The sequence below is a fragment of the Leisingera sp. ANG-Vp genome (assembly GCF_000813725.1).
Classification (GTDB): domain Bacteria; phylum Pseudomonadota; class Alphaproteobacteria; order Rhodobacterales; family Rhodobacteraceae; genus Leisingera.
Genome location: NZ_JWLD01000086.1, coordinates 1 through 19,662, shown reverse-complemented (window position 1 = coordinate 19,662; position 19,662 = coordinate 1). Strand labels below are relative to the sequence as shown.

Annotated in this window: 22 protein-coding genes; 18 read left to right on the top strand and 4 right to left on the bottom strand. The window is 63.3% G+C overall.

The annotated features are described in order from the left end of the window. Nucleotides 1-8 precede the first annotated feature (8 nt). The 13 genes from RA20_RS22315 to ribD all read left to right on the top strand — a co-directional run bounded on the left by RA20_RS22315 (nucleotide 9) and on the right by ribD (nucleotide 10,187). Nucleotides 9-347 carry a hypothetical protein gene (locus RA20_RS22315; protein WP_039134150.1) on the top strand — a complete coding sequence of 113 codons (339 nt, stop codon included), beginning with the start codon at nucleotides 9-11 and terminating at the stop codon, nucleotides 345-347. Between the two features lies 1 nt (nucleotide 348). Continuing rightward, nucleotides 349-2,352: a DNA primase gene (dnaG, locus tag RA20_RS22310; RefSeq protein WP_039134147.1), complete on the top strand. Its 2,004-nt coding sequence runs from the start codon at nucleotides 349-351 to the stop codon at nucleotides 2,350-2,352. Between the two features lie 133 nt (nucleotides 2,353-2,485). Then, nucleotides 2,486-4,474, top strand: a complete 1,989-nt coding sequence (gene rpoD / locus RA20_RS22305; protein WP_039134144.1) for an RNA polymerase sigma factor RpoD — start codon at nucleotides 2,486-2,488, stop codon at nucleotides 4,472-4,474. Nucleotides 4,475-4,532: 58 nt separating this feature from the next. Continuing rightward, nucleotides 4,533-4,886 carry a hypothetical protein gene (locus tag RA20_RS22300; protein WP_039134142.1) on the top strand — a complete coding sequence of 118 codons (354 nt, stop codon included), beginning with the start codon at nucleotides 4,533-4,535 and terminating at the stop codon, nucleotides 4,884-4,886. 15 nt (nucleotides 4,887-4,901) lie between these two features. Beyond that, nucleotides 4,902-5,333 carry a thiol-disulfide oxidoreductase DCC family protein gene (locus RA20_RS22295; protein ID WP_039134139.1) on the top strand — a complete coding sequence of 144 codons (432 nt, stop codon included), beginning with the start codon at nucleotides 4,902-4,904 and terminating at the stop codon, nucleotides 5,331-5,333. Beyond that, nucleotides 5,330-5,875, top strand: coding sequence for a DUF4166 domain-containing protein (locus RA20_RS22290; protein WP_039134136.1), 546 nt, complete (start codon nucleotides 5,330-5,332; stop codon nucleotides 5,873-5,875). The genes RA20_RS22295 and RA20_RS22290 overlap by 4 nt, the downstream gene beginning before the upstream one ends. A gap of 86 nt (nucleotides 5,876-5,961) precedes the next feature. Then, nucleotides 5,962-6,258, top strand: a complete 297-nt coding sequence (locus RA20_RS22285; RefSeq protein ID WP_039134134.1) for a hypothetical protein — start codon at nucleotides 5,962-5,964, stop codon at nucleotides 6,256-6,258. 106 nt (nucleotides 6,259-6,364) lie between these two features. Continuing rightward, a complete protein-coding gene (locus RA20_RS22280; RefSeq protein ID WP_039134130.1) occupies nucleotides 6,365-6,769 on the top strand; it encodes a hypothetical protein in 405 nt (134 codons plus the stop codon). Nucleotides 6,770-7,122: 353 nt separating this feature from the next. Further along, the gene (locus RA20_RS22275; protein WP_039134127.1) at nucleotides 7,123-7,524 is read left to right on the top strand and encodes a hypothetical protein; all 402 of its coding nucleotides are present in this window, start codon (nucleotides 7,123-7,125) and stop codon (nucleotides 7,522-7,524) included. A gap of 49 nt (nucleotides 7,525-7,573) precedes the next feature. Continuing rightward, nucleotides 7,574-7,996: a hypothetical protein gene (locus tag RA20_RS22270; RefSeq protein WP_039134124.1), complete on the top strand. Its 423-nt coding sequence runs from the start codon at nucleotides 7,574-7,576 to the stop codon at nucleotides 7,994-7,996. 87 nt (nucleotides 7,997-8,083) lie between these two features. Continuing rightward, nucleotides 8,084-8,500 (top strand): secondary thiamine-phosphate synthase enzyme YjbQ, encoded by a 417-nt coding sequence (locus tag RA20_RS22265; protein ID WP_039134121.1) that lies wholly within the window; start codon nucleotides 8,084-8,086, stop codon nucleotides 8,498-8,500. Nucleotides 8,501-8,622: 122 nt separating this feature from the next. Further along, a complete protein-coding gene (nrdR, locus tag RA20_RS22260; RefSeq protein WP_039134118.1) occupies nucleotides 8,623-9,090 on the top strand; it encodes a transcriptional regulator NrdR in 468 nt (155 codons plus the stop codon). Beyond that, entirely contained in the window at nucleotides 9,090-10,187 is a 1,098-nt protein-coding gene (gene ribD, locus RA20_RS22255) for a bifunctional diaminohydroxyphosphoribosylaminopyrimidine deaminase/5-amino-6-(5-phosphoribosylamino)uracil reductase RibD (RefSeq protein ID WP_082018099.1), read from the top strand. Before nrdR ends, ribD begins: the two co-directional genes overlap by 1 nt. Before the next feature lie 102 nt (nucleotides 10,188-10,289). Here the strand turns inward: ribD and RA20_RS22250 are convergent, their stop codons facing one another. The 3 genes from RA20_RS22250 to RA20_RS22240 form a co-directional block, all read right to left on the bottom strand. After that, entirely contained in the window at nucleotides 10,290-12,302 is a 2,013-nt protein-coding gene (locus RA20_RS22250) for a capsular polysaccharide biosynthesis protein (protein WP_039134116.1), read from the bottom strand. A gap of 6 nt (nucleotides 12,303-12,308) precedes the next feature. Further along, nucleotides 12,309-13,442, bottom strand: coding sequence for a polysaccharide biosynthesis/export family protein (locus tag RA20_RS22245; protein ID WP_039134113.1), 1,134 nt, complete (start codon nucleotides 13,440-13,442; stop codon nucleotides 12,309-12,311). A gap of 95 nt (nucleotides 13,443-13,537) precedes the next feature. Then, nucleotides 13,538-14,830: a capsule biosynthesis protein gene (locus RA20_RS22240; protein ID WP_039134110.1), complete on the bottom strand. Its 1,293-nt coding sequence runs from the start codon at nucleotides 14,828-14,830 to the stop codon at nucleotides 13,538-13,540. Nucleotides 14,831-15,017: 187 nt separating this feature from the next. Between RA20_RS22240 and RA20_RS22235 the strand changes: the two genes are divergently transcribed. Then, nucleotides 15,018-15,605 (top strand): riboflavin synthase, encoded by a 588-nt coding sequence (locus RA20_RS22235; protein WP_039134107.1) that lies wholly within the window; start codon nucleotides 15,018-15,020, stop codon nucleotides 15,603-15,605. Nucleotides 15,606-15,774: 169 nt separating this feature from the next. Here RA20_RS22235 and RA20_RS22230 read toward each other — a convergent pair whose 3' ends face one another. After that, a complete protein-coding gene (locus tag RA20_RS22230; RefSeq protein WP_039134104.1) occupies nucleotides 15,775-16,827 on the bottom strand; it encodes a proline racemase family protein in 1,053 nt (350 codons plus the stop codon). 197 nt (nucleotides 16,828-17,024) lie between these two features. Here RA20_RS22230 and ribB point away from each other — a divergent pair, with 197 nt between their 5' ends. From ribB to RA20_RS22210, 4 genes are all read left to right on the top strand, one after another. Next, nucleotides 17,025-18,146: a 3,4-dihydroxy-2-butanone-4-phosphate synthase gene (gene ribB, locus RA20_RS22225; RefSeq protein ID WP_039134101.1), complete on the top strand. Its 1,122-nt coding sequence runs from the start codon at nucleotides 17,025-17,027 to the stop codon at nucleotides 18,144-18,146. 1 nt (nucleotide 18,147) lies between these two features. After that, the gene (locus tag RA20_RS22220) at nucleotides 18,148-18,699 is read left to right on the top strand and encodes a 6,7-dimethyl-8-ribityllumazine synthase (protein WP_039134098.1); all 552 of its coding nucleotides are present in this window, start codon (nucleotides 18,148-18,150) and stop codon (nucleotides 18,697-18,699) included. Next, nucleotides 18,696-19,178 (top strand): transcription antitermination factor NusB, encoded by a 483-nt coding sequence (nusB, locus tag RA20_RS22215; protein WP_039134095.1) that lies wholly within the window; start codon nucleotides 18,696-18,698, stop codon nucleotides 19,176-19,178. Before RA20_RS22220 ends, nusB begins: the two co-directional genes overlap by 4 nt. Nucleotides 19,179-19,347: 169 nt before the next feature. Then, nucleotides 19,348-19,662: hypothetical protein (locus RA20_RS22210; protein ID WP_052249132.1), on the top strand; the 315-nt coding region annotated here is incomplete at its 3' end.

Below are 19,662 nucleotides of genomic sequence, written 5' to 3'. Positions count from 1 at the left end.
GCGCATCTATGATCCGCATCGCCTTTGCAGCCGCCTTGCTGGCGGCTCCGGCCTATGCTTCTGAAACCAAAGAAGAAAGCTGCAAATACCAAGGTCAAGTCATGGCTGCGGTGCAGCAGGCGCGGCTGGACCGGGTGAAGCAGGAAGAGGTGGAACAGGTCATTCTGGACAGCGAGCCAGAGTGGCCGGAGCGGTTCTCCAATGCCATTCCGCAACTGGCCGCGCATGTTTACACGATGAAGCGGCGTGATCTGCGCGGTGTCGATCTGGGGGGCGTGCTGGAGGAGCAGTGCCTGCAGAACTGGGACCAGATCCAGGCGATGCAGCAGCAGCTGCAGTCGAACTGACATGTCGCTGCCGCCCGGTTTCCTCGACGAATTGCGCACCCGCATCAGTATCTCTGATGTTGTCGGGCGCAAGGTCATGTGGGACCAGCGTAAATCTCAGCCGGGCAAGGGCGACTACTGGAGCCCGTGCCCGTTCCACCACGAAAAGACCGCGTCGTTTCACGTCGAGGACCGCAAGGGGTTTTACTACTGCTTCGGCTGCCACGCCAAAGGCGATGCGCTGAAGTTTGTGCAAGAGACCGAGAATGTCGGTTTCATGGAAGCGGTTGAGATCCTGGCGGGCGAGGCGGGCATGGAGATGCCCAAGCGCGACCCGCGTGCGCAGGAGAAGCAGGACCGCCGGGCGCTGCTGGCCGACGTTATGGAGCAGGCGGTGCAGTTCTTCCGCCTGCAGCTCAAGACCGGCGCGGCACAGGATGCCCGCGCCTATCTGCAGCGGCGCGGGATGACGGCGCAGGCGCTGGACCGCTGGGAGATCGGCTTTGCCCCGGATGGCTGGCAGAACCTGTGGGATGCGCTGCGCGGCAAGAACGTGCCTGAGGACCTGATCATTGGCGCCGGGCTGGCCAAGCCCTCGAACAAGGGCGGCAAGCCTTATGACACGTTCCGCAACCGGATCATGTTCCCGATCCGCGATGCGCGCGGCCGGGCGATCGCCTTTGGCGGCCGGGCGATGGACCCCAACGACAACGCCAAATACCTGAACTCGCCTGAGACCGAATTGTTCGACAAGGGCCGCAGCCTGTATAACCACGGCCCCGCTCGTTCCGCGTCGGGGCGCGGCTCCACGCTGGTGGTGGCCGAAGGCTATATGGATGTGATTGCGCTGGCCGAAGGGGGCTTCCAGTCCTCGGTCGCGCCGCTGGGCACTGCGATCACCGAAAATCAGCTGCAGATGCTGTGGCGGATGTCGGATGAGCCGATCATTGCGCTGGACGGCGACAAGGCAGGCATCCGCGCCGCGATGCGCTTGATCGACCTGGCGCTGCCCCTTTTGGAGGCGGGCAAGTCCCTGCGCTTTGCCATCATGCCAGAGGGCAAGGATCCTGACGACATGATCCGTTCCGAAGGCCCCGAGGCGGTGCAGGCGGTGCTGGATCAGGCAATGCCGATGGTCAAGCTGCTGTGGCAGCGGGAGACGGACGGCAAGGTCTTTGACAGCCCAGAGCGCAAGGCGGCGCTCGACAAGGCCCTGCGCGAAAAGATCAAGCTGATCCGCGACCCGTCGATACGCAAACACTACGGCGAAGACGTCAAGGAGATGCGCTGGCAGCTGTTTCGCGGCGGCCGCGACAGTGGCGGCGGGGGGGGCGGCTACCAGCAGCGGGGCGGCAAGGGCGGCGGCTTCCGCGACGGCGCCCGCGCGTCTTGGAAACCAGGCAAAGGCTTTGGCCCGATCCCGCAGCCGCGGGCAACCACCCGGGCCTCGCTGGTGGCGGGTGCAGATGATGAATCCTTCGCCTCCATGCGCGAGGCGGTGATCCTGGCCACGGCCATCACCACCCCGGACGTGATCCCGGAGTTTGAGACCAGCCTGGAACGCCTGCACTGCGCGGACCCGGATCTGGCGGCATTGCGCGATATGGTGCTGCGCCACGGTATCAGCGCTCCGGACCGGCTGCGCGAGGAAATTGACTGGTCTTTGGGCCCCCATGCCCTTGAAAACCTCTTTGCCCTTCGCCATGTCGCAATCATCCCCTGCCTGCGCAAACCCGGCGATGCCGAACTGGCCAGCATGACCCTGGCCGAGGAACTCGCAAAACTCGAAGCGCGGCGCGGGCTGGACGCGGAGCTGGCGGAAGCCGAAGAGGATTTGGACGGCCTTGCAGACGAGGCGCTGACCTGGCGGCTGCGGCAGGCAGCCGAAGCCAAGAACAAGGCCGTGCGCAGCGAAAATGAGGATAAGGCAACCTATGATGTGGGCAAGAATGGCGCGCGGCTCAACCGGGATGAGCGCGACGCCTTCGGTGCCCTTTTGGACCGGATCGGCTTCTCCGAAAAGTAACACGCAGGGTGATTCTGCGTTTTGCTAAGGAAGAGCACAGGAAAATTGGGTAAACGGGGTGACGAATCAGATGATCGCGCTAATGATTCGCCTCAGCGAATCATCCCCCGCAGCCCCTGATATGGAGCAATGAATGGCCGCCAAAGACACCGACGACCGCAAACCTGACGATCAGGACGCCGAAATCTCCCTCGACATGAGCCAGGCTCAGGTCAAGAAGATGATCGCGGAAGCCCGCGAGAAAGGCTACATCACCTACGATCAGCTCAATCAGGTTCTGCCGCCGGATCAGGTCAGCTCGGAACAGATCGAAGACGTGATGTCGATGCTCAGCGAGATGGGCATTAACATCATCGAGGACGAAGAGGCCGAGGAAGAGGAGAACAAGGGCACCACTGACCTTGTGACCACTGAGGGCCCGCGCGAGGTTGCGCTGGCCGGCGCCCAGACCGAGAAGCTGGACCGCACCGACGACCCGGTACGCATGTACCTGCGCGAGATGGGCTCGGTGGAACTGCTGTCCCGCGAAGGCGAGATCGCGATTGCGAAACGCATCGAGGCGGGCCGCAACACGATGATCCTGGGGCTGTGCGAAAGCCCGCTGACCTTCCAGGCGATAACCATCTGGCACGACGAACTTCTGTCTGAGGACATTCTCCTGCGCGACGTCATCGACCTGGAAGCCACCTTTGGCAACCAGATGGACGAGGACGGCGAGGAAGAAGAGCCCGTTGTCGATACCTCCGCCGTGGCGGCTGCCAAGCCGGCCAAGGACGAAGGCCCGGAGCTGGATGCCGACGGCAACCCGATCTCCAAAGACGATGACGACGACGATGACGACGAGCAGGCCAACATGTCGCTGGCCGCGATGGAAGCTGCGCTCAAAGACCGGGTTCTGGTCACGCTGGAGCGGATCTCCACCGACTTCGCCGAACTCAGCGAAATGCAGGACAGCCGGATTTCGGCAACTCTGAACGAGGACGGTTCCTTCAGCGCCGATGACGAGGCGCGCTACCAGTCGCTGCGTTCGGAAATTGTCGAGCTGGTGAACGGCCTGCACCTGCACAACAACCGTATCGAGGCGCTGATCGACCAGCTGTACGGCATCAACCGCCGCGTCATGCAGATCGACAGCTCGATGGTGAAACTGGCCGACCAGGCCCGCATCAACCGCCGCGAGTTCATTGACGCCTACCGCGGCCGCGAGTTGGATCCGAACTGGCTGGCCGAGATGGGTGAAAAGCCCGGCCGCGGCTGGCAGATGTTCATCGAACGCTCCACCGACAAGGTTGAAGAGCTGCGCGCCGACATGGCCCAGGTGGGCCAGTATGTCGGTCTGGATATCTCGGAATTCCGCCGCATCGTGCAGCAGGTTCAGAAGGGTGAGAAAGAGGCGCGTCAGGCCAAGAAGGAAATGGTCGAGGCCAACCTGCGCCTGGTGATCTCGATCGCTAAGAAATACACCAACCGCGGCCTGCAGTTCCTGGACCTGATCCAGGAGGGCAACATTGGCCTGATGAAGGCGGTGGACAAGTTCGAATACCGCCGCGGCTACAAGTTCTCGACCTATGCGACCTGGTGGATCCGCCAGGCCATCACTCGCTCCATTGCCGACCAGGCCCGCACCATCCGGATCCCGGTCCACATGATCGAGACCATCAACAAGCTGGTCCGCACCGGCCGCCAGATGCTGCACGAGATCGGCCGCGAGCCGACCCCGGAGGAACTGGCCGACAAGCTGCAGATGCCGCTGGAGAAGGTCCGCAAGGTGATGAAGATCGCCAAGGAGCCGATCTCGCTGGAAACCCCGATCGGCGACGAGGAAGATTCGCAGCTGGGCGATTTCATCGAGGACAAGAATGCCGTGCTGCCGCTCGACAGCGCCATTCAGGAAAACCTCAAGGAAACCACCACCCGGGTGCTGGCCTCGCTCACCCCGCGTGAGGAACGGGTTCTGCGGATGCGTTTCGGCATCGGCATGAACACCGACCACACGCTGGAGGAAGTCGGCCAGCAGTTCAGCGTGACCCGCGAACGGATCCGCCAAATCGAGGCGAAAGCCTTGCGGAAACTGAAGCACCCGAGCCGAAGCCGCAAACTGCGCAGCTTCCTGGATCAATAAACAAGAGGGCGCCCCGCGGGGCGCCTTTTCATTTTGAAGAAGCTATTTTGAGGAATTTATGGCGACTAACGAATATTGGGCAAAAAGAATAATCCTTGCATATGCTGAACTGAGGCAGTCCAGTGAACAGGTATTTGTTTCATACGGAGAAATGGCTGAGCTGATTGGGCGTAAGGGCGAGCACAGGCTGCTTGGCGCTCCTTTGGATTTGGTGCGGGCGATCTGTGAGCAGGCAAACTTGCCTGACGTGGCAACTGTTGTGGTGGATCAGAAGAGTTTAAGATCAGGGGAAATGAAACCTTCGCCGAAAGCCATGGACAAACACAGCGGTTGGCCCGGGTTGAGGTCAGAGCAGGGACGTGTTTTAGCGTACAATTGGAGTGCGGTTGAAACCGAAAATGTGATCGCTTGAAAGAGGCATCGAACGGTGGAGAAGTCCCGGCTGACAATTCGTGACCTCATCGTCTTCGACGGCAAGTGCGTGCTGTGCTCGCGCTTTTTCCGCTTCATGCTGCGCCATGACCGGGCCGGGCGGTTCTCCTTTGCCACCGCGCAATCCCCTTTGGGGCAGCGGCTTTACCGGGAGCTTGGCCTGCCCACGGATGACTTCGAGACAAATCTGGTGATCGTTGATGGCTGCACCTATCAGCGGCTGGATGCCTTTGCCGCGGCGATGCGGGCGCTGCCCTGGCCTTGGCGGATGCTATCAGCCTGCCGCTTCCTGCCGGGGTGGCTGAAGGACCCGCTCTATTTCAGTGTCGCCCGCAACCGGTACCGGCTGTTCGGCCGGTTTGACAGCTGCATGATCCCCGGCCCCGAGGTCCGCGCCCGCTTTGCCAAGGGGGGATATGGCGCATGAAGGACGCCTTCGGCGAGATGATCGCGTCGCAAGCCCTCGGCGTGCCGCCGGTGCTGATGCGGTTTCACGCAGAGCCGCCCGCACATTGCGAAGGCAGGGTTACAGTTGAGGGCGGCAGCCGCTGGGCCCGGCTGCTGGCCGGACTGGCCGGCTTCCCGCCGCCGATGGCGCAAACCCGGTTCCGTCTGGAAATCCGCGCGCATGACAAGGGCCACATCTGGCAGCGCAGCTTCGGCAAATACCGGACCCGCTCGCATTTGCGCTTTGATGCGCGCAGAGGCCGGGCGGTGGAACGGTTCGGGCCAATTGAGCTGGAGCTTGCTGTCAGGCTGCAGCAAGGCGCGCTTCTGGTTTCGGTGGAGGAGGCCCGTCTGTTCGGCCTGCCCCTGCCACGGGCGCTTTGCCCGCAAAGTACGTCGGCGGAGTTTGAGACGCCGGAGGGGCACCTGGGCTTTGATATCTCTGCCAGCCTGCCGCGCATCGGTCTTTTGGTGCGTTATCATGGGCATGTTGTGCTGCCGGACCTGGATTTCAGGCGTTAACCATTTGGTAACCCCGTCGTTGCCCGCCGAAGCGGCAGCCCCTAAAATTGGAGACATCGCCGTTTACGACTTCCGGGGGGAAGAAGATGTCTGCACATACCGATCTGAATGAGGCGTTGCTGGCGCTGACGGGCAAGCTCCAGTCGCTGAACGACCTGGTGACCGCCAATCAGTTCATGGTCGAGGCGCTGGCAGAGCAGGGCGAAGCGTTGAAGAAACTGGATGGGACGGCAACCAAGGATTTGCTGCGCCGGCAGGCCCGCGCCAGGTTCCACCCGGAGACCGGCTCCGCTCCCAATGCCGCCGCGCTGGCGGTACTGGAGGAGGTGCTTGGCCGTCAGCCGGAAAGCGCTGAAATCATCCCGTTCCCGGCGCGCGCCTGAGCTTGCGCCTCACACAACTGCGAGAGGCCGGGGCAAAACTGGCGAACACCACTTGGAGCCCTCGCGGGCAATCCCTATGTTGAGGAGAACACAGGGATATTTCCGTATGAAAAACCGCCTTACCGCTTTGAGCCTCGCTTGTATCACGGCCATTTCCGCCACAGCTGCTGACGCCTTTACCACCAGCCGCGGCGTTCGGGTGCTGCCAGTTGACGACGTTGTCTATGAAGTGGTGCCGCGCGGGGCAGGGGGTACCTGGGATTATTGGTGCGCTGCAGCCGAGTATGCCCGCCGTGAGCTGGGGGCGGGCTGGGCCGACCGGTTTTACGTCGTGCGCGGGCGTGACGTCAGCGTGACCACCGGGCGCCGTTCCTCGGTGCAGTTCACCCTTCACCCGGAGCGCGCGGGCGTAACCCCGAAGACCGGCTGGCTGTCACTGGGATTCCGACCGGGCGAGAGCATGTCGGTGCAGCGGGGGTATGGGTACTGCGCGCCGGAAACCGTACTGTAAGCTAAGCCGTTTTTCAGAAGTTCCTGGGGCTGCTGCGGCCGCCGTTAGTGGCGGCTTGAGATTGCGGCGCAAGGATCGCCTGCCGTTGCCGCCGTGCTGCTGCAGCATGGTCTGGCAGGAATTTCCGGTGCAGGGCTTCGGTGGCTCACTAGAAAATGAGGCAAGCAGTCCAGCGCTGCAGTTCTTGCCAAGCCTCTATCAAATAACAATTTTCTTGACCCGTGCAGACAGGGTGGCAGCTTTGTGATGCCTTTGCACAGCAGTGTGACTGGTATGTGTTCCCGGTCTCCTTACCCTTTTGAGTACCTGTCCAATTGGCAGGCAACACTCACAAAGACTGAAAGGGGTCTGACATGAAAGCCTGGATTGCTGCCCTGTCTCTCGCTGCCGCAGTGCCGGCCGTTCTGCCGGAGCAGGCTGCGGCCTGGAACGACCGCCGTGCTGCCCGCATCAACACGGTCTCGCAAGATGTTTTTGAAGTTGTGCCGGGAATCGCGTCCGGCCGGATTTTCTGGTGCGTGGCAGCCGATCACGCACAGCGTACGCTCAAGGCGCCATGGAACGCCGACTTATACATCACCCGCGGATTGGGGCCCAGCGAAACCACTGGCCGGGTTTCGGCTGTGCAGTTTACGTTGAACCCGGATTTGGCTCCGGCGGCAAGCCGTGGCAATATCAACAGCCTGGAAGCCGGCCAAAGGCTAAGCGTGCAGCGGGCTTATGATTACTGCTACAGGCTGCCAGGCAGGCGCTGAATTACCACCCGCCAGGCGCCGGGGCGCGGCGCAGGAAAGGAGAAGAGGGATGAATTTTCGCAGATGCATCTTGGCCGGGGTGACTGGCGCGGTTCTCCTCCTGCCTGCGGCTGCCTCCGCCTGGCGCGCATTGAACCGGCATGAGGTCCTACCGGTGTCGCAAGGCGTGTGGGAAGTGGTGAGCCGGGTCGGCTCCGGTCCGCAGGACTATTGGTGCGGGATCGGAGATTTTGCTGTCAGGCAGCTGCGTGCGCCAGTCAACCAGCGCATATATGTTTGGAAAGGCGTTGGCCCCTCAGTGAACCGCCCTGGCCGCAAGGCCGTGCAGTTTGCGTTTGGCGCACCGCCGGGCGCTGACACCTCGTCGCGGCTGTCGCTGAATATTCGCGAACCGGGCGACAACCTGATGGTCTCCTCGGCGCAGAAATATTGCTATGATTTTCTGCCGGGCAAGGATCCCCTGCGCTGGTAGACCATCCGCGGTGCCGCGGCTATATCTGTGGCTCATTTGCGACTGCCCCGTCTTGCCGGGCAAGTCTCTTTCAGCCACAAAGGCGGCATGCAGCACGAATTCACCATCGCAACGCGCGGACAGGGGCTCTACGAATTCACCCGCGAGGTGCGGGGATGGCTGGCAGAGGCCGGCGGGCAGGATGGTCTTCTGACGCTGTTTGTCCGCCATACCTCCTGTTCGCTGCTGATCCAGGAAAACGCCGATCCCGAGGTGCAGACCGACCTGCAGGCTTACTTCTCCCGCCTGGTGCCGCCCTCCAGCGACCCGTCTATGGCCTACCTGCGCCATACTTACGAGGGTCCAGACGACATGCCGGCACATATCAAGGCCGCGATGATGCCTGTAAGCCTGTCCATTCCGGTCAGCGGCGGGGTGCCTGTGCTAGGCACCTGGCAGGGGGTCTATCTTTTTGAGCACCGTGACGCTCCGCACCAGCGGCGGGTGGCCGCGCATCTGGGCTGAACCTCTTTATCTAGCGGCAAAAATTCCCCTCTACCCAAATTCTGGAGGGTGGCCTATAGTTGTGGATAACCGGGCAGGCCCGGGTACTAAGAATAGGCTGACAGGATTGAGGGAGCAGGCGGATGCGCTGCCCATTTTGCGGAAATATCGACACTCAGGTCAAGGATTCACGTCCCGCCGAAGATCATGTTTCGATCCGGCGGCGCCGGTTCTGCCCGGCCTGCGGCGGCCGTTTCACGACCTATGAACGGGTGCAGCTGCGGGATCTGGTGGTGATTAAATCCAATGGCAAACGTGAGGATTTCGACCGCGACAAGCTGGAGCGCTCAATCCGAATCTCGATGCAGAAGCGCCCGATCGAGCCGGAACGCATCGATCAGATGATTTCCGGCATCGTGCGGCGGCTGGAAAGCATGGGGGAGACCGACATCCCGTCCAAGCGCATCGGCGAGATCGTGATGGAGGCGCTGGCCCGGATCGACACCGTGGCTTACGTGCGTTTTGCTAGCGTTTACAAGAATTTCCAGGCAGCGGATGACTTTGAGGACTTTGTCCACGAACTCCGCCCGAATGTGACGCCGGAAGACTGATGGACGCTGATCACCGTTTTATGGCGCTGGCGCTGTCACTGGGGCGGCGCGGGCAGGGCACCTGCTGGCCGAACCCGGCAGTGGGCTGTGTCATCGTGCAAGGCACGCGTGTGGTCGGGCGCGGCTGGACCAAGCCGGGCGGCAGGCCGCATGCCGAAACCGAGGCGCTGGCGCAGGCAGGCAGTGCGGCACGCGGCGCTACCGCTTATGTGACATTGGAACCCTGTTCGCATCACGGGAAGACACCGCCTTGTTCCCAGGCGCTGATCGATGCGGGTGTGGCACGGGTTGTGGCGGCAATCGAAGACAGCGATCCGCGGGTGTCCGGCCAGGGGTTCCAGGTGCTGCGGGATGCGGGCATCGAAGTGGCGACCGGTGTCTGGGCTGCGCAGGCCGCGCGCGACCATGCGGGGTTCTTTCTGAAGACCGAGCAGGGCCGGCCGCTGGTGACGCTGAAACTCGCCAGCAGTTTTGACGGCCGCATTGCCACCGGCTCAGGGCAAAGCAAGTGGATCACCGGACCTGAGGCCCGCCGCGCCGTGCATGCGATGCGGGCGCGCCACGACGCTGTGATGGTAGGCGGCGGGACCGCGCGGGCCGATGACCCATCGCTGACCGTGCGCGATCTGGGTGTAGAACGGCAGCCGGTGCGGGTGGTAATCTCGCGCCATCTGGACCTGCCGCTGATGGGCCAGCTGGCCCGCACTGCCAAGGAAGTACCAGTCTGGCTCTGCCACGGCCATGGTGCCGACGCTGAGCGGATCCAGGCCTGGGAAGGGCTGGGCGCTAAGCTGATCCCCTGCGCTTCGCACGGGGTGCAGCTGGATCCGGCCGATATTCTGCAGCAGCTGGGGCAGGCAGGCCTGACCCGGGTGTTCTGCGAGGGCGGCAGTGCGCTGGCGGCTTCGCTGCTGGCATTTGACCTGGTGGATGAATTGATCGGCTTCACGGCGGGCATCGGGATCGGTGCCGAAGGGCTGCCCTCGATCGGCGCGCTCGGCATCGGGCGGCTGGAGGAAGCGCCCCGCTTCGAATTGGTCGAAACCCGTGCTCTTGGCAAAGACATCCTGCACCGCTGGACTCGGGCGCTGCGCTGACTGCTTTGTAGTCCTGCCTGACGCCGGATCATTGGACATGCTCCGCTCTCGGTGGGCGCGCTGGTGAAGCCAGGGTGTCTGGGTGAGCCTTCCGGGCCCTGCTCAGCGCCAGAGGTGGGCGTAGGTGGCAAACAGGCCCTGCAGCTTGGCGAGCAGCCGGTTGCCAAGTCCTGGATGCGGCAGGTTGCCGCTGCGCAGCCGCAACACCGCAACTTCTGCCGGGCAGGGCTGGCCGGTGACCGGGTCGAAATAGCGCGGGTAGTCGATCAGCGCCGCATGGGCGAGCCCCAGCAGAGGCACAGGTGCATGCCGCCAGGCTGGCGATGGAGCCAGGTCCTGTGTGAGGCCCCATCCGGCATAAAAGGGGGTGCCTGCCGTGGTTACCTTCACCCCGCGCAGCAGCGCCTCGAACCCCAAGAGCGAGGTCATGGTCCAGACTTCCTGCACCGCGCCAAGCAGGGCCATCGGATCCGCATGCGCGGCTACCGCATCGGCCAGCCCGTCAGCTTCAATCTGGCCGCTGCGCAGCCCAGCCTCCACATCCGGGTGCGGCTTGTAAATAATAACTGCGTCCGGATTGGCGGCACGCGCCGCGCGCAGCAATTCCAGGTTGGTGCGGATTTTTCCGGTTCCGCAGAGAATTGAGGCATCATCCTCAACCTGGCCCGGCACCAGGATGCGGCGGCCTTCAGGCAGGGCAGGGGCCGCGCCGCCCAGATTGTATTTCGACACACCCGCCTGCACCAGGGACCGTACCAGGCGTTCGGCCCGCAATTCCTGAGCCTGGGTCATCACCGCGCGGGAGGCAATCATACGGTCCAGGTCCGAGGGCTGGCGCGGGTCGTAGTAGATCCCCTGGCTGTCGCACACCAGAGACAGCGGCGGCACAAGTTCCGCCCCCAGCCCGCGCGAACGCAGAAAGCCGTCCTCCACCCGAACCGCACCGGCATGCGCTGAAGTGGCCTTGCCGGCCCAGACCATCTTGCGGCGGCCGCTGCTCTGCGCCTTGGCCGTGTCTTCGGTGAACAGGATCCGCCGCTCCGCGCCAAAGAATTTTTGAAGCGGTTCGCGCTTCCACAGCCGCATGCCCGAGGCGGCCCAGCCATGGCGGTCCTGCCGCCAGGCCCATGCCTGCGCCTCCAGATTGTCCAGCACAGTTTCCAGCCCGCACAGCTGGTCCTGGAAGGGATCATACCACTTGGGATAGAGGATCATCGCCGCCGCAAACAGCTGCGCCCGGGTCAGCCGCCGCTGCCGCCGTGCAGGCGCCGCCTCGTCAATGCTGAGGCCCCAGCCGGCATAAAACGGCTGGCCGAAAATCCGCGGCTTATGGCCGGCGAGGATCGCCTCGAAGCCCAGTTGAGAGGAAACGGTATAAACTCCAACAGCGCCGTCCAGCAGGGCCCAGGGAGACACGCTGCCGCTGAACAGCTCAACCCGGCCCTGAGCATCCTGGGCGTCGTAGTACCCTGCCCGGAACCCCCGCAGTGTCTCCGGGTGGGTTTTGATCAGCACCCGGGCGCCTGGGTGTTCTTCCTGCGCAAAGGCCAGCATCTCCAGAAATCGTGCCCGGTCCGCGCCTGATGCGGTCACCGAAGCATCGTTCTGCGCCTGGTCGGCAACCAGCACATATCCGGGTTCCGGAACCGGATCTTCGGGGTCAAAGGCGTTGTACTTGCTGAGATGCGCCTCCTTCAGCCGGACAATGGCATCGCGGGCCCGCTGCATCAAATGAGAGTCGTCCAGCGGATGGGTGGCCAGAAGCTGCTCCAGATCCGACGGTGTCCGCCCGTCGAAATGCACGCCGGTGCGGTCCAGCAGCAGACCAGCCGGAGGCTCGCCTGCGCGTCCCGGGTGCAGCGAGCGCAGAAACGCATCTTCGACCCGCAGCAGGCCGCAGCCGCGCCGTTCGGCCACAGCCAGGCCCCGGTGTGCTGTCGGCGAGGCGCCCCAGACACCGACCAGATCCTGCTGCTGAGGCAGGCCCAGCCGGATGCCGTACCCGGACAGCTGCAGTATCCTTCGGATCCGGCGCTGGGTCAGAAAGCCGCCGTTGTAAACAAAAAGCCGGGATGCTGTGCCCCCGGCTTCTGTCTGGTCTGCGCTCAGGCGCATGGCGGTTTAACCATCGATGGCGGTGGAGACGCTCGACAGCGAGCCCACCGGGGTCACGAGCAGCGAGATGGTCTTGGTCCACTGGGTATAAGGCGCTTCGGTCACGTAAAGCGTGTCGTCATCGCGGATCACAAAATCCCTGGCGACAAACAGGCCGTTGGGCTGCGTGAGGTTCAGCACGTAGACCAGACGCTGTGCACCGATCAGATCGTCGCGGCCAAGCACCTGGTTGGCAATTTCGGCCGGCTCGTTGCGCAGCACAAACACGCCGGTCGGGTCCGATGCGGTAGAGATCAGGCCGCCGACCTGGGCAATGGCTTCCAGCGCCGACAGGTCCTGGCTTTCAAACGGCACACGTGCCTGGGCCGATGTCGCGCCCAAGGCGGTAAAGGAACGGGTATCCTCCTCAACCAGAATACGGTCGCCGCCGCGCAGCGCCACGTCCAGTTTGGGATCGTCGAATAGGTCCTGGAACCAGATCTTGCCCTTCTCGGTGCCGCGGATCACCGTGACCTGGGCAATCTCAGGTTGGATCGTCACCCCGCCGGCCTGGGCCAGCATCGCGGCAAGCGTGCGGGTGGGGCGCTCGATCGGGTAGACCCCCTGGGCGCCGACAGCGCCGGTCAGGCTGACGGTGGCCCCGTCTCCGGCCAGCCGGCGCACCTGCACCTGCGGATCCGGTGTCTGGTCTTCCAGCTTTTTGGTGATGGTTTCGCGCAGCTGCTCAGGCGTGTTTCCGGAGGCGCGCAGACGGCCTGCATAGGGCACAAAGATGTAGCCGGCGCTGTCGACCTGCACTTCTTCCAGCACGGTGGAGTTGGTCGTCTCGGCGGCCAGCAGCCCGTCATCGACGTTTTCCCAGACCGTCAGCCCCAGCACGTCGCCCGGGCGGATGGTGTCGGAGGTCAGCCGGCCAGCGGTTGTGAAGCCGGAAGAGAAGCCCAAAGCAGGCACTACGGCAGTGGCGCGGGCAACCCGGTCATTGACAGAGACGATGAAGGCGTCGCCTTCCCGCTGCACGGAACCGGCGAAAATCTGGCGTTTGTTGGGGCCGACCTTGGGCAGCCCGCAGGACGCCGCAAGGGTCAATGCCGCCAGCATTGCCACGGGACGCGCCCAGCGAAGGGGAACGGATTTCACTGCTCGGTCTCCTCGACCAATTATTGTTTGCCTCAAGTTTTAGGGGCAACCTAACCGGCTGGCAGGAAAAAATCCAGTCTTTGGGCAATTCTGTGTCAGGTCACCAGGCGCAACTGTTGCCGCGGTGCCGCTGTGCCCAGGCGCAGCGCGTCATAAGGGTCTTCGGGGGCCAGCATCATGTCGGCCACCTGCCGCAGCAGCTGGCGGCGTCCCTCGCGGGAGTAATAGCCGCCCGGCACCTGCGAGGTTTCCAGCAGGAACCGGCGGTAATCCTTGTAGGCGCGGCTGTCAGGGCGGCTGGCGGCAGCAAAGAACTCTGCCAGCGGCTGCTCGGAAACAAACTCCGGCTTGCCGTAAACTGCGCGTCCGAACACCCGCAGCGGAATGCCGCGCCACAGCACCTGCTGGCCGGCGGTGGAATTGACGGTCACCGCGGTGCGCGCCTCGTTCAAAAGCTGCGCCAGCTTGCCGCCGCGCACGTAATGCACGCGGTCCTCAATGCCGTGCTCGCGGGCCAGCTTGCGGAGCGTGCGCCGGACCCGCGCCCGCCCGTCCTCCAGCGGATGCGCCTTGATCACCAGATGGTGGTGGCGCGGCGCGCCCCCGGCGAAACCGCGGATCACCTCCTCCAGAAAGTCGCGCATGCTGTCAAAAGGCGAATGCATCTGGAAGGAGCTGTCATGTTCCAGCTGCAAGAGTGCCAGATGATAGGGAAAGCCGCCGTGGCGGATGCTCCGCTCCGCCAGCCGACGCTCCACCGCCTGGGCCGGCATCAGCATCAGCCGCTTGAGATACAGCCGGAATTCCTTGGTCACTGTCAGCGCCCGGTGCGGCCGGAAATTGCGGTACCTGCGGTTCCGGAACATGACAAACCAGTGATAGAGCGCGCCGTAAAAAACGTGCTGGCGCATGTCGCCCCAATGCGCAGGCGGCAGCGGCGCCTCCATATCGGAGAGCGCCAGCGCGTCCTGCATGTCGGAAACGCTCATCTCCATCAGCCGCGAATGGCCGTTTGAGCCGCCGCGTTCATAAGTTACCCAAAAGGGCCGGAGATAGCCTTCCTCAAAGACATGCACCGTGATGCCAAGGTTTTCTGCGGCTTGGATAGCGGTAGCGTGAATGGGGCGGGTGTCGCCGTAAAGCACGATATCGGTAATGCCGCGGCTCTCCAGCAGCCCGGCCAGAACCCCGGGCCAGTCCTGCTGGCAGCCGGTAAAGGGGATATAGCTGTCCTTGCGCCGCCAGAAGGCCTGGTCACCGGCGTTGAACCCCACCCGCGCGACGTCGCAGCCTGCCGCTTGCAGCATCCGGCCAAGCGCAGCAAAGAACGGCCCGTGCGGGCCTTGCAAAAACAGGAAGCTGCGGTGTTTTACAGGGTGTTCGGGCATCTCGGGCGGCAGAATATCGTTGGTGGTCTCAACGATTGATTAACATTTGACTGGGGCAAAACTATGGCCGCTTTGCCCTTGATGGCAAGCGGGAGCCGGTGAGGGGTCCGTCAAGGGGCTTGTGAAGGGCGCGCAGCTTGGCTACCTCTGCCGCAGGAGAGAATTTGCACCGTCAGGGAGCGCAGCCATGTTCACAGGCATCATCACCGACGTTGGCACCATTGCCGAGCTGGAGCAGCAGGGCGACCTGCGCGCCCGGATCCGCACGGCTTATGACACTGCCACCATCGACATCGGCGCCTCGATCGCCTCGGATGGTGTCTGCCTGACAGTGATTGCCCTGGGCGAGGACTGGTACGACGTGCAGATCTCGGCCGAAACCGTCTCCAAGACCAACCTGGACAACTGGGCCCTGGGCAAACGGGTGAACCTGGAACGCGCCCTGAAAGTCGGCGACGAACTGGGCGGCCATATCGTCTCGGGCCATGTGGATGGTGTCGCCGAGGTGGTGAAGATGGAGGACGAAGGCGACAGCACCCGCGTCACCCTGCGCGCGCCGGAAACGCTGGCGCGTTTCATCGCGCCCAAGGGCTCGGTGGCGCTGAATGGCACGTCGCTGACAGTCAACGATGTTGACGGCTGCGATTTCGGCATCAACTTCATTCCGCACACCAAGGAAGTCACCACCTGGGGCGATGTGAAGATGGGCGACCGCATCAATCTGGAAATCGACACGCTGGCCCGCTACGTTGCCCGCCTGCATGAGGCAGGTTAAGGTGCCAGCCCTCCCGCTTCTTTCTGGTTGAAAATACCCCGGGGTGAGGCCGCCAGGCCGAGGGGCAGCGCCCCTCTTTCTCGCTAAACAAGATGCTCCCGCCCCTTGAGCCTGCATCAAAGATGCCGCCGCGAGCGTTGGGCCGGGCGCGCCGCTGCCGCGGCGCGCGTCACCACATGTCGCCCACGGTGTAGCCTGCCGGGAAGGGGTCGCTGGGATCCAGCGTGTAATGGCTCAGCCCGTAGATCCAGCCCTGACCGGACAGGGTTGGGACAATAGCCTTGCAGGGGCCAACCTGCGTCTCTTCCAGAATGCGGCCTGTGAAAATTGTGCCCAGCGGGCCCGCATTCACATAATCCTGCCCAATGCCGAGAAGCCCGCGGGCGTGCAGCACTGCCATCTTGGCGCAGGTGCCGGTTCCGCAGGGAGACCGGTCGAGGATGCCGCTGGCGTCCTGCGGGCGCTCTGGATCAAACTGGCCGGTTGAGATTGTGATGGCGCCGCGCCCGTGGGTGCCTTCCGCCACTGGAGCCCCCCACAGGTTGGTGATCGTCGGTCCGGTGATCCCGGGGTTCTCCGGATGAACCACCGGCAACTGCTCTGCAGAAGCGTGGCGGATCGCCTCGGACACCCGCACAATTTCGGCGCCGTTGTCCGCGTCCAGCGAAATGCCGAGCTTCTCCGCCTCGGCCAGCACAAAGAACATGCCGCCCCAGGCCACATCTACCGTGACGGTGCCCAGCCCGGCAACCTCGACCGGTGCGTCCAGATGCACCGCAAAGGCAGGCACGTTTTTGAACTCCACCCGTGTCACCTTGCCGTCCTTGCATTCGGCGCGCACCCGGATCAGCCCGGCGGGCGCTTCCAGTGTCAGCTCGGTCACCGGCTCCATCATCGGCACCATGCCGGTCTCCAAGAGCACCGTCACCACGCAGATGGTGTTGGATCCGGACATCGGCGGATACTCGGATTGTTCGAAGATGATGAACCCGGCATCCGCTTCCGGGTGGCAGGGCGGCACGATGGCATTGCCGCAGAGCCCGGGATTGCCGCGCGGCTCGCGCAGCATTTGCAGGCGGATTTCATCATGGTTCGCCGCCATATCCTGCATCTTCTCAAACACAGAATTGCCTCTTAGCAAGGGCATGCCGCCGGTGATCACCCGGCCCGGTTCCCCCTCGGCGTGAGCCTCGACCGCCTGCAGTATGCGGGATGCGCGCATGTCTGGTCCTCCCAAACCTATTGAATCCGGGATCCGCAAATTGGATCCAATTTCACTTGTGCACAGATGCACAGGGCGCGTCCAGACCCGTTGTTGCCGTTTGCGGGACTGGCATTTGCTGCCTCTGTGAGCTATCTGGCAAGGAAAGAATCCGCAGTGCCTGGCGTACTGCCTCAAGCCCATTGAAAGGCTGCCACATGAGCTTTGAAACCCCGGGGCCGGTTGAAGCGCAATTGCGCGGCGCCATCAGCCCGATTGAAGAGATCATCGAAGAGGCCCGCCAGGGCCGGATGTTCATCCTGGTCGACCACGAGGACCGTGAGAACGAGGGCGATCTGGTAATCCCTGCGCAAGCTGCGGATGCGGCGGCGATCAACTTTATGGCCACCCACGGCCGCGGGCTGATCTGCCTGACCCTGCCGGCCGAGCGGATCGAGGAGCTGGGCCTGCCGATGATGGCGCTGCACAACTCCTCGCGCCATGAAACGGCTTTCACGGTTTCCATCGAGGCACGCGAAGGGGTTTCCACCGGCATCTCCGCCGCAGACCGGGCGCTGACCGTGGCCACAGCTATCGACCCCGAGAAAACCGCAGCCGACATTGCCACCCCAGGCCATGTTTTCCCGCTGCGCGCACGCCGGGGCGGGGTGCTGGTCCGTGCGGGCCACACCGAGGCTGGCTGCGACGTCGCCCGCCTGGCAGGCCACTACCCGTCGTCGGTGATCTGCGAGATTATGAAGGAAGACGGCACCATGGCGCGTCTGCCTGATCTGGTGGATTACGCACAGACGCATAACCTGAAGATCGGCACCATTGCCGACCTGATTGCCTACCGCTCGCGCAATGACAACCTGGTGGTCGAGACCGCTTGCAGCCAGGTCACCTCGGAATTCGGCGGCGACTGGGAGATGCGGATCTTCACTGACCAGACCCATGGTGTTGAGCATGTGGTACTGATCAAAGGCGATATCTCCTCCTCCGGCCCGGTGCTGTGCCGCACCCATGCGCTGCACGAAGCCTCCGACCTCTTGGGCCTTGGCCCGAAACCGGCGGGCGAGCTGCCCAAGGCGATGGAGTTGATCGCAGCCGAGGGCAGGGGCGTGGTCTGCCTGTTCCGCGAGCCGCGCCATTCGCTTTATGCGCCCGAGGATGAAGGCCCGCGCACCATCAAGCAGACCGGGCTTGGCGCGCAGATCCTGTCCAAGCTGGGCCTGCATGAGCTGGAGCTGCTGACCGACTCGCCTGAAACCACCTACCTGGGCCTCGACGCCTATGGCCTTACCATCGTAGGCACCCGCCCGATTTTGAAGGACGCTTGATATGGCTGGACATGAAACCCACTACACCCTGCCGCGTGCGGAATTCGACAAACCGGTGAAGCTGCTGATTGTGGTGGCCCCTTACTACAAGGACATCGCTGACAATCTGGTGGCGGGCGCCGCGGCCGAGATCGAGGCGGCAGGCGGCACGTTTGAAGTTGTGGAAGTCCCCGGCGCGCTGGAAGTGCCGACAGCAATTGCGATTGCTGACCGGACCTCGAATTTCGACGGCTATGTGGCGCTGGGCTGCGTGATCCGCGGCGAGACCACCCATTACGACACCGTCTGCAACGACAGCTCCCGCGCGATCCAGCTGATGGGCCTGCAAGGCCTCTGCATCGGTAACGGCATCCTGACCGTGGAGAACCGCAAGCAGGCGGAAGTGCGCGCCGATACCGCCGATCAGAACAAAGGCGGCGGTGCTGCAGCTGCGGCCTTGCATCTGATCGCACTCACGCGTAAGTGGGGCGACCAGACCAAAGGCATCGGTTTCAAGGCGCCCACCGGGGCGTACCAGGTTGCCGGTACAGACAACGGATCCACCAGCGCATGAGCACCCAGGACAGCCGCCCCAAGGGCAATGGCAAGAATCAAATGAGATCGGCAGCGCGGCTTTATGCGCTGCAGGCCCTGTTCCAGATGGAGCAGAGCAGCCAGACCTTTGACCAGGTGATCGTCGAGTTCGAGGATCACCGGTTCGGCGCTGTCTATGAAGGTGACGAGATGGCGGAAGGCGATAACAAGATCTTCCGCAAGCTGGTGCGCGATGCGGTGAACTACCAGGCGCCGATCGACCAGATGACCGACCGGGCGCTGGTCGCCAAATGGCCGATTGCCCGCATCGATCCGACCCTGCGGGCGCTGTTCCGCGCCGCCGGCGCCGAGCTGCTGCAATCCGACACCCCGCCGAAGGTGGTGATCAACGAGTTCGTCGACGTCGCCCGCGCTTTCTTCCCGGAAGGCAAGGAACCGAAATTTGTCAACGCCGTGCTCGACCATATGGCGCGCGAGGCCAAGCCGGAAGCGTTCTGAGGCTGCCGGGACAGAATTCGAGAGACGAAAGGCGCGCCCCCGGGCGCGTTTTTTCTTGTACAGCAAAGGCTTCACAAAGGCTGCGGAAAATTCCGCCGATGCGGTAAACTAGCGCTGGACGGCGCTGCAGAGGCTGCTAACCTCCCCTTGAAATTCTGGAGGACATGAGATGCCTGAACTGGTGAAGATGTACATCCGCAATGTTGTGATCGGCTTTGGGATCGCAGGTGCTTTTGTCGCTATGCTGCTGTGGTTCAACGTGATGAACCTTTGGTCGCTGGTCTCCACCTCGGATGCAGGTCTGCTGGCGGTGTTCCTTTTGTGGTTCATGCATGGCATCGTTTTTGCCGGCGTGCAGTTTGCCTGGGCGGTGATGGCGATGGCCGAAAAGGATGGCGGCCCCCGCGGCGGCACGCCGGTGGCGCATCAGTTCCAGCCGGTACGGCTCCGCGCCGAGGCACCCTCCCGGCAGCAGCGCCAGCTG

Excerpts from the sequence above, each read along its gene's own strand:
- nusB (WP_039134095.1), top strand. The coding sequence starts at position 18,696 with ATGAGCACCCAGGACAGCCGCCCCAAGGGCAATGGCAAGAATCAAATG.
- RA20_RS22235 (WP_039134107.1), top strand. The coding sequence starts at position 15,018 with ATGTTCACAGGCATCATCACCGACGTTGGCACCATTGCCGAGCTGGAG.
- ribD (WP_082018099.1), top strand. The coding sequence starts at position 9,090 with ATGGACGCTGATCACCGTTTTATGGCGCTGGCGCTGTCACTGGGGCGG.
- RA20_RS22315 (WP_039134150.1), top strand. The coding sequence starts at position 9 with ATGATCCGCATCGCCTTTGCAGCCGCCTTGCTGGCGGCTCCGGCCTAT.
- RA20_RS22240 (WP_039134110.1), bottom strand. The coding sequence starts at position 14,830 with ATGCCCGAACACCCTGTAAAACACCGCAGCTTCCTGTTTTTGCAAGGC.
- dnaG (WP_039134147.1), top strand. The coding sequence starts at position 349 with ATGTCGCTGCCGCCCGGTTTCCTCGACGAATTGCGCACCCGCATCAGT.
- RA20_RS22275 (WP_039134127.1), top strand. The coding sequence starts at position 7,123 with ATGAAAGCCTGGATTGCTGCCCTGTCTCTCGCTGCCGCAGTGCCGGCC.
- ribB (WP_039134101.1), top strand. The coding sequence starts at position 17,025 with ATGAGCTTTGAAACCCCGGGGCCGGTTGAAGCGCAATTGCGCGGCGCC.
- nrdR (WP_039134118.1), top strand. The coding sequence starts at position 8,623 with ATGCGCTGCCCATTTTGCGGAAATATCGACACTCAGGTCAAGGATTCA.
- RA20_RS22250 (WP_039134116.1), bottom strand. The coding sequence starts at position 12,302 with ATGCGCCTGAGCGCAGACCAGACAGAAGCCGGGGGCACAGCATCCCGG.
- RA20_RS22300 (WP_039134142.1), top strand. The coding sequence starts at position 4,533 with ATGGCGACTAACGAATATTGGGCAAAAAGAATAATCCTTGCATATGCT.
- RA20_RS22270 (WP_039134124.1), top strand. The coding sequence starts at position 7,574 with ATGAATTTTCGCAGATGCATCTTGGCCGGGGTGACTGGCGCGGTTCTC.
- RA20_RS22280 (WP_039134130.1), top strand. The coding sequence starts at position 6,365 with ATGAAAAACCGCCTTACCGCTTTGAGCCTCGCTTGTATCACGGCCATT.
- RA20_RS22230 (WP_039134104.1), bottom strand. The coding sequence starts at position 16,827 with ATGCGCGCATCCCGCATACTGCAGGCGGTCGAGGCTCACGCCGAGGGG.
- rpoD (WP_039134144.1), top strand. The coding sequence starts at position 2,486 with ATGGCCGCCAAAGACACCGACGACCGCAAACCTGACGATCAGGACGCC.
- RA20_RS22265 (WP_039134121.1), top strand. The coding sequence starts at position 8,084 with ATGCAGCACGAATTCACCATCGCAACGCGCGGACAGGGGCTCTACGAA.
- RA20_RS22285 (WP_039134134.1), top strand. The coding sequence starts at position 5,962 with ATGTCTGCACATACCGATCTGAATGAGGCGTTGCTGGCGCTGACGGGC.
- RA20_RS22290 (WP_039134136.1), top strand. The coding sequence starts at position 5,330 with ATGAAGGACGCCTTCGGCGAGATGATCGCGTCGCAAGCCCTCGGCGTG.
- RA20_RS22220 (WP_039134098.1), top strand. The coding sequence starts at position 18,148 with ATGGCTGGACATGAAACCCACTACACCCTGCCGCGTGCGGAATTCGAC.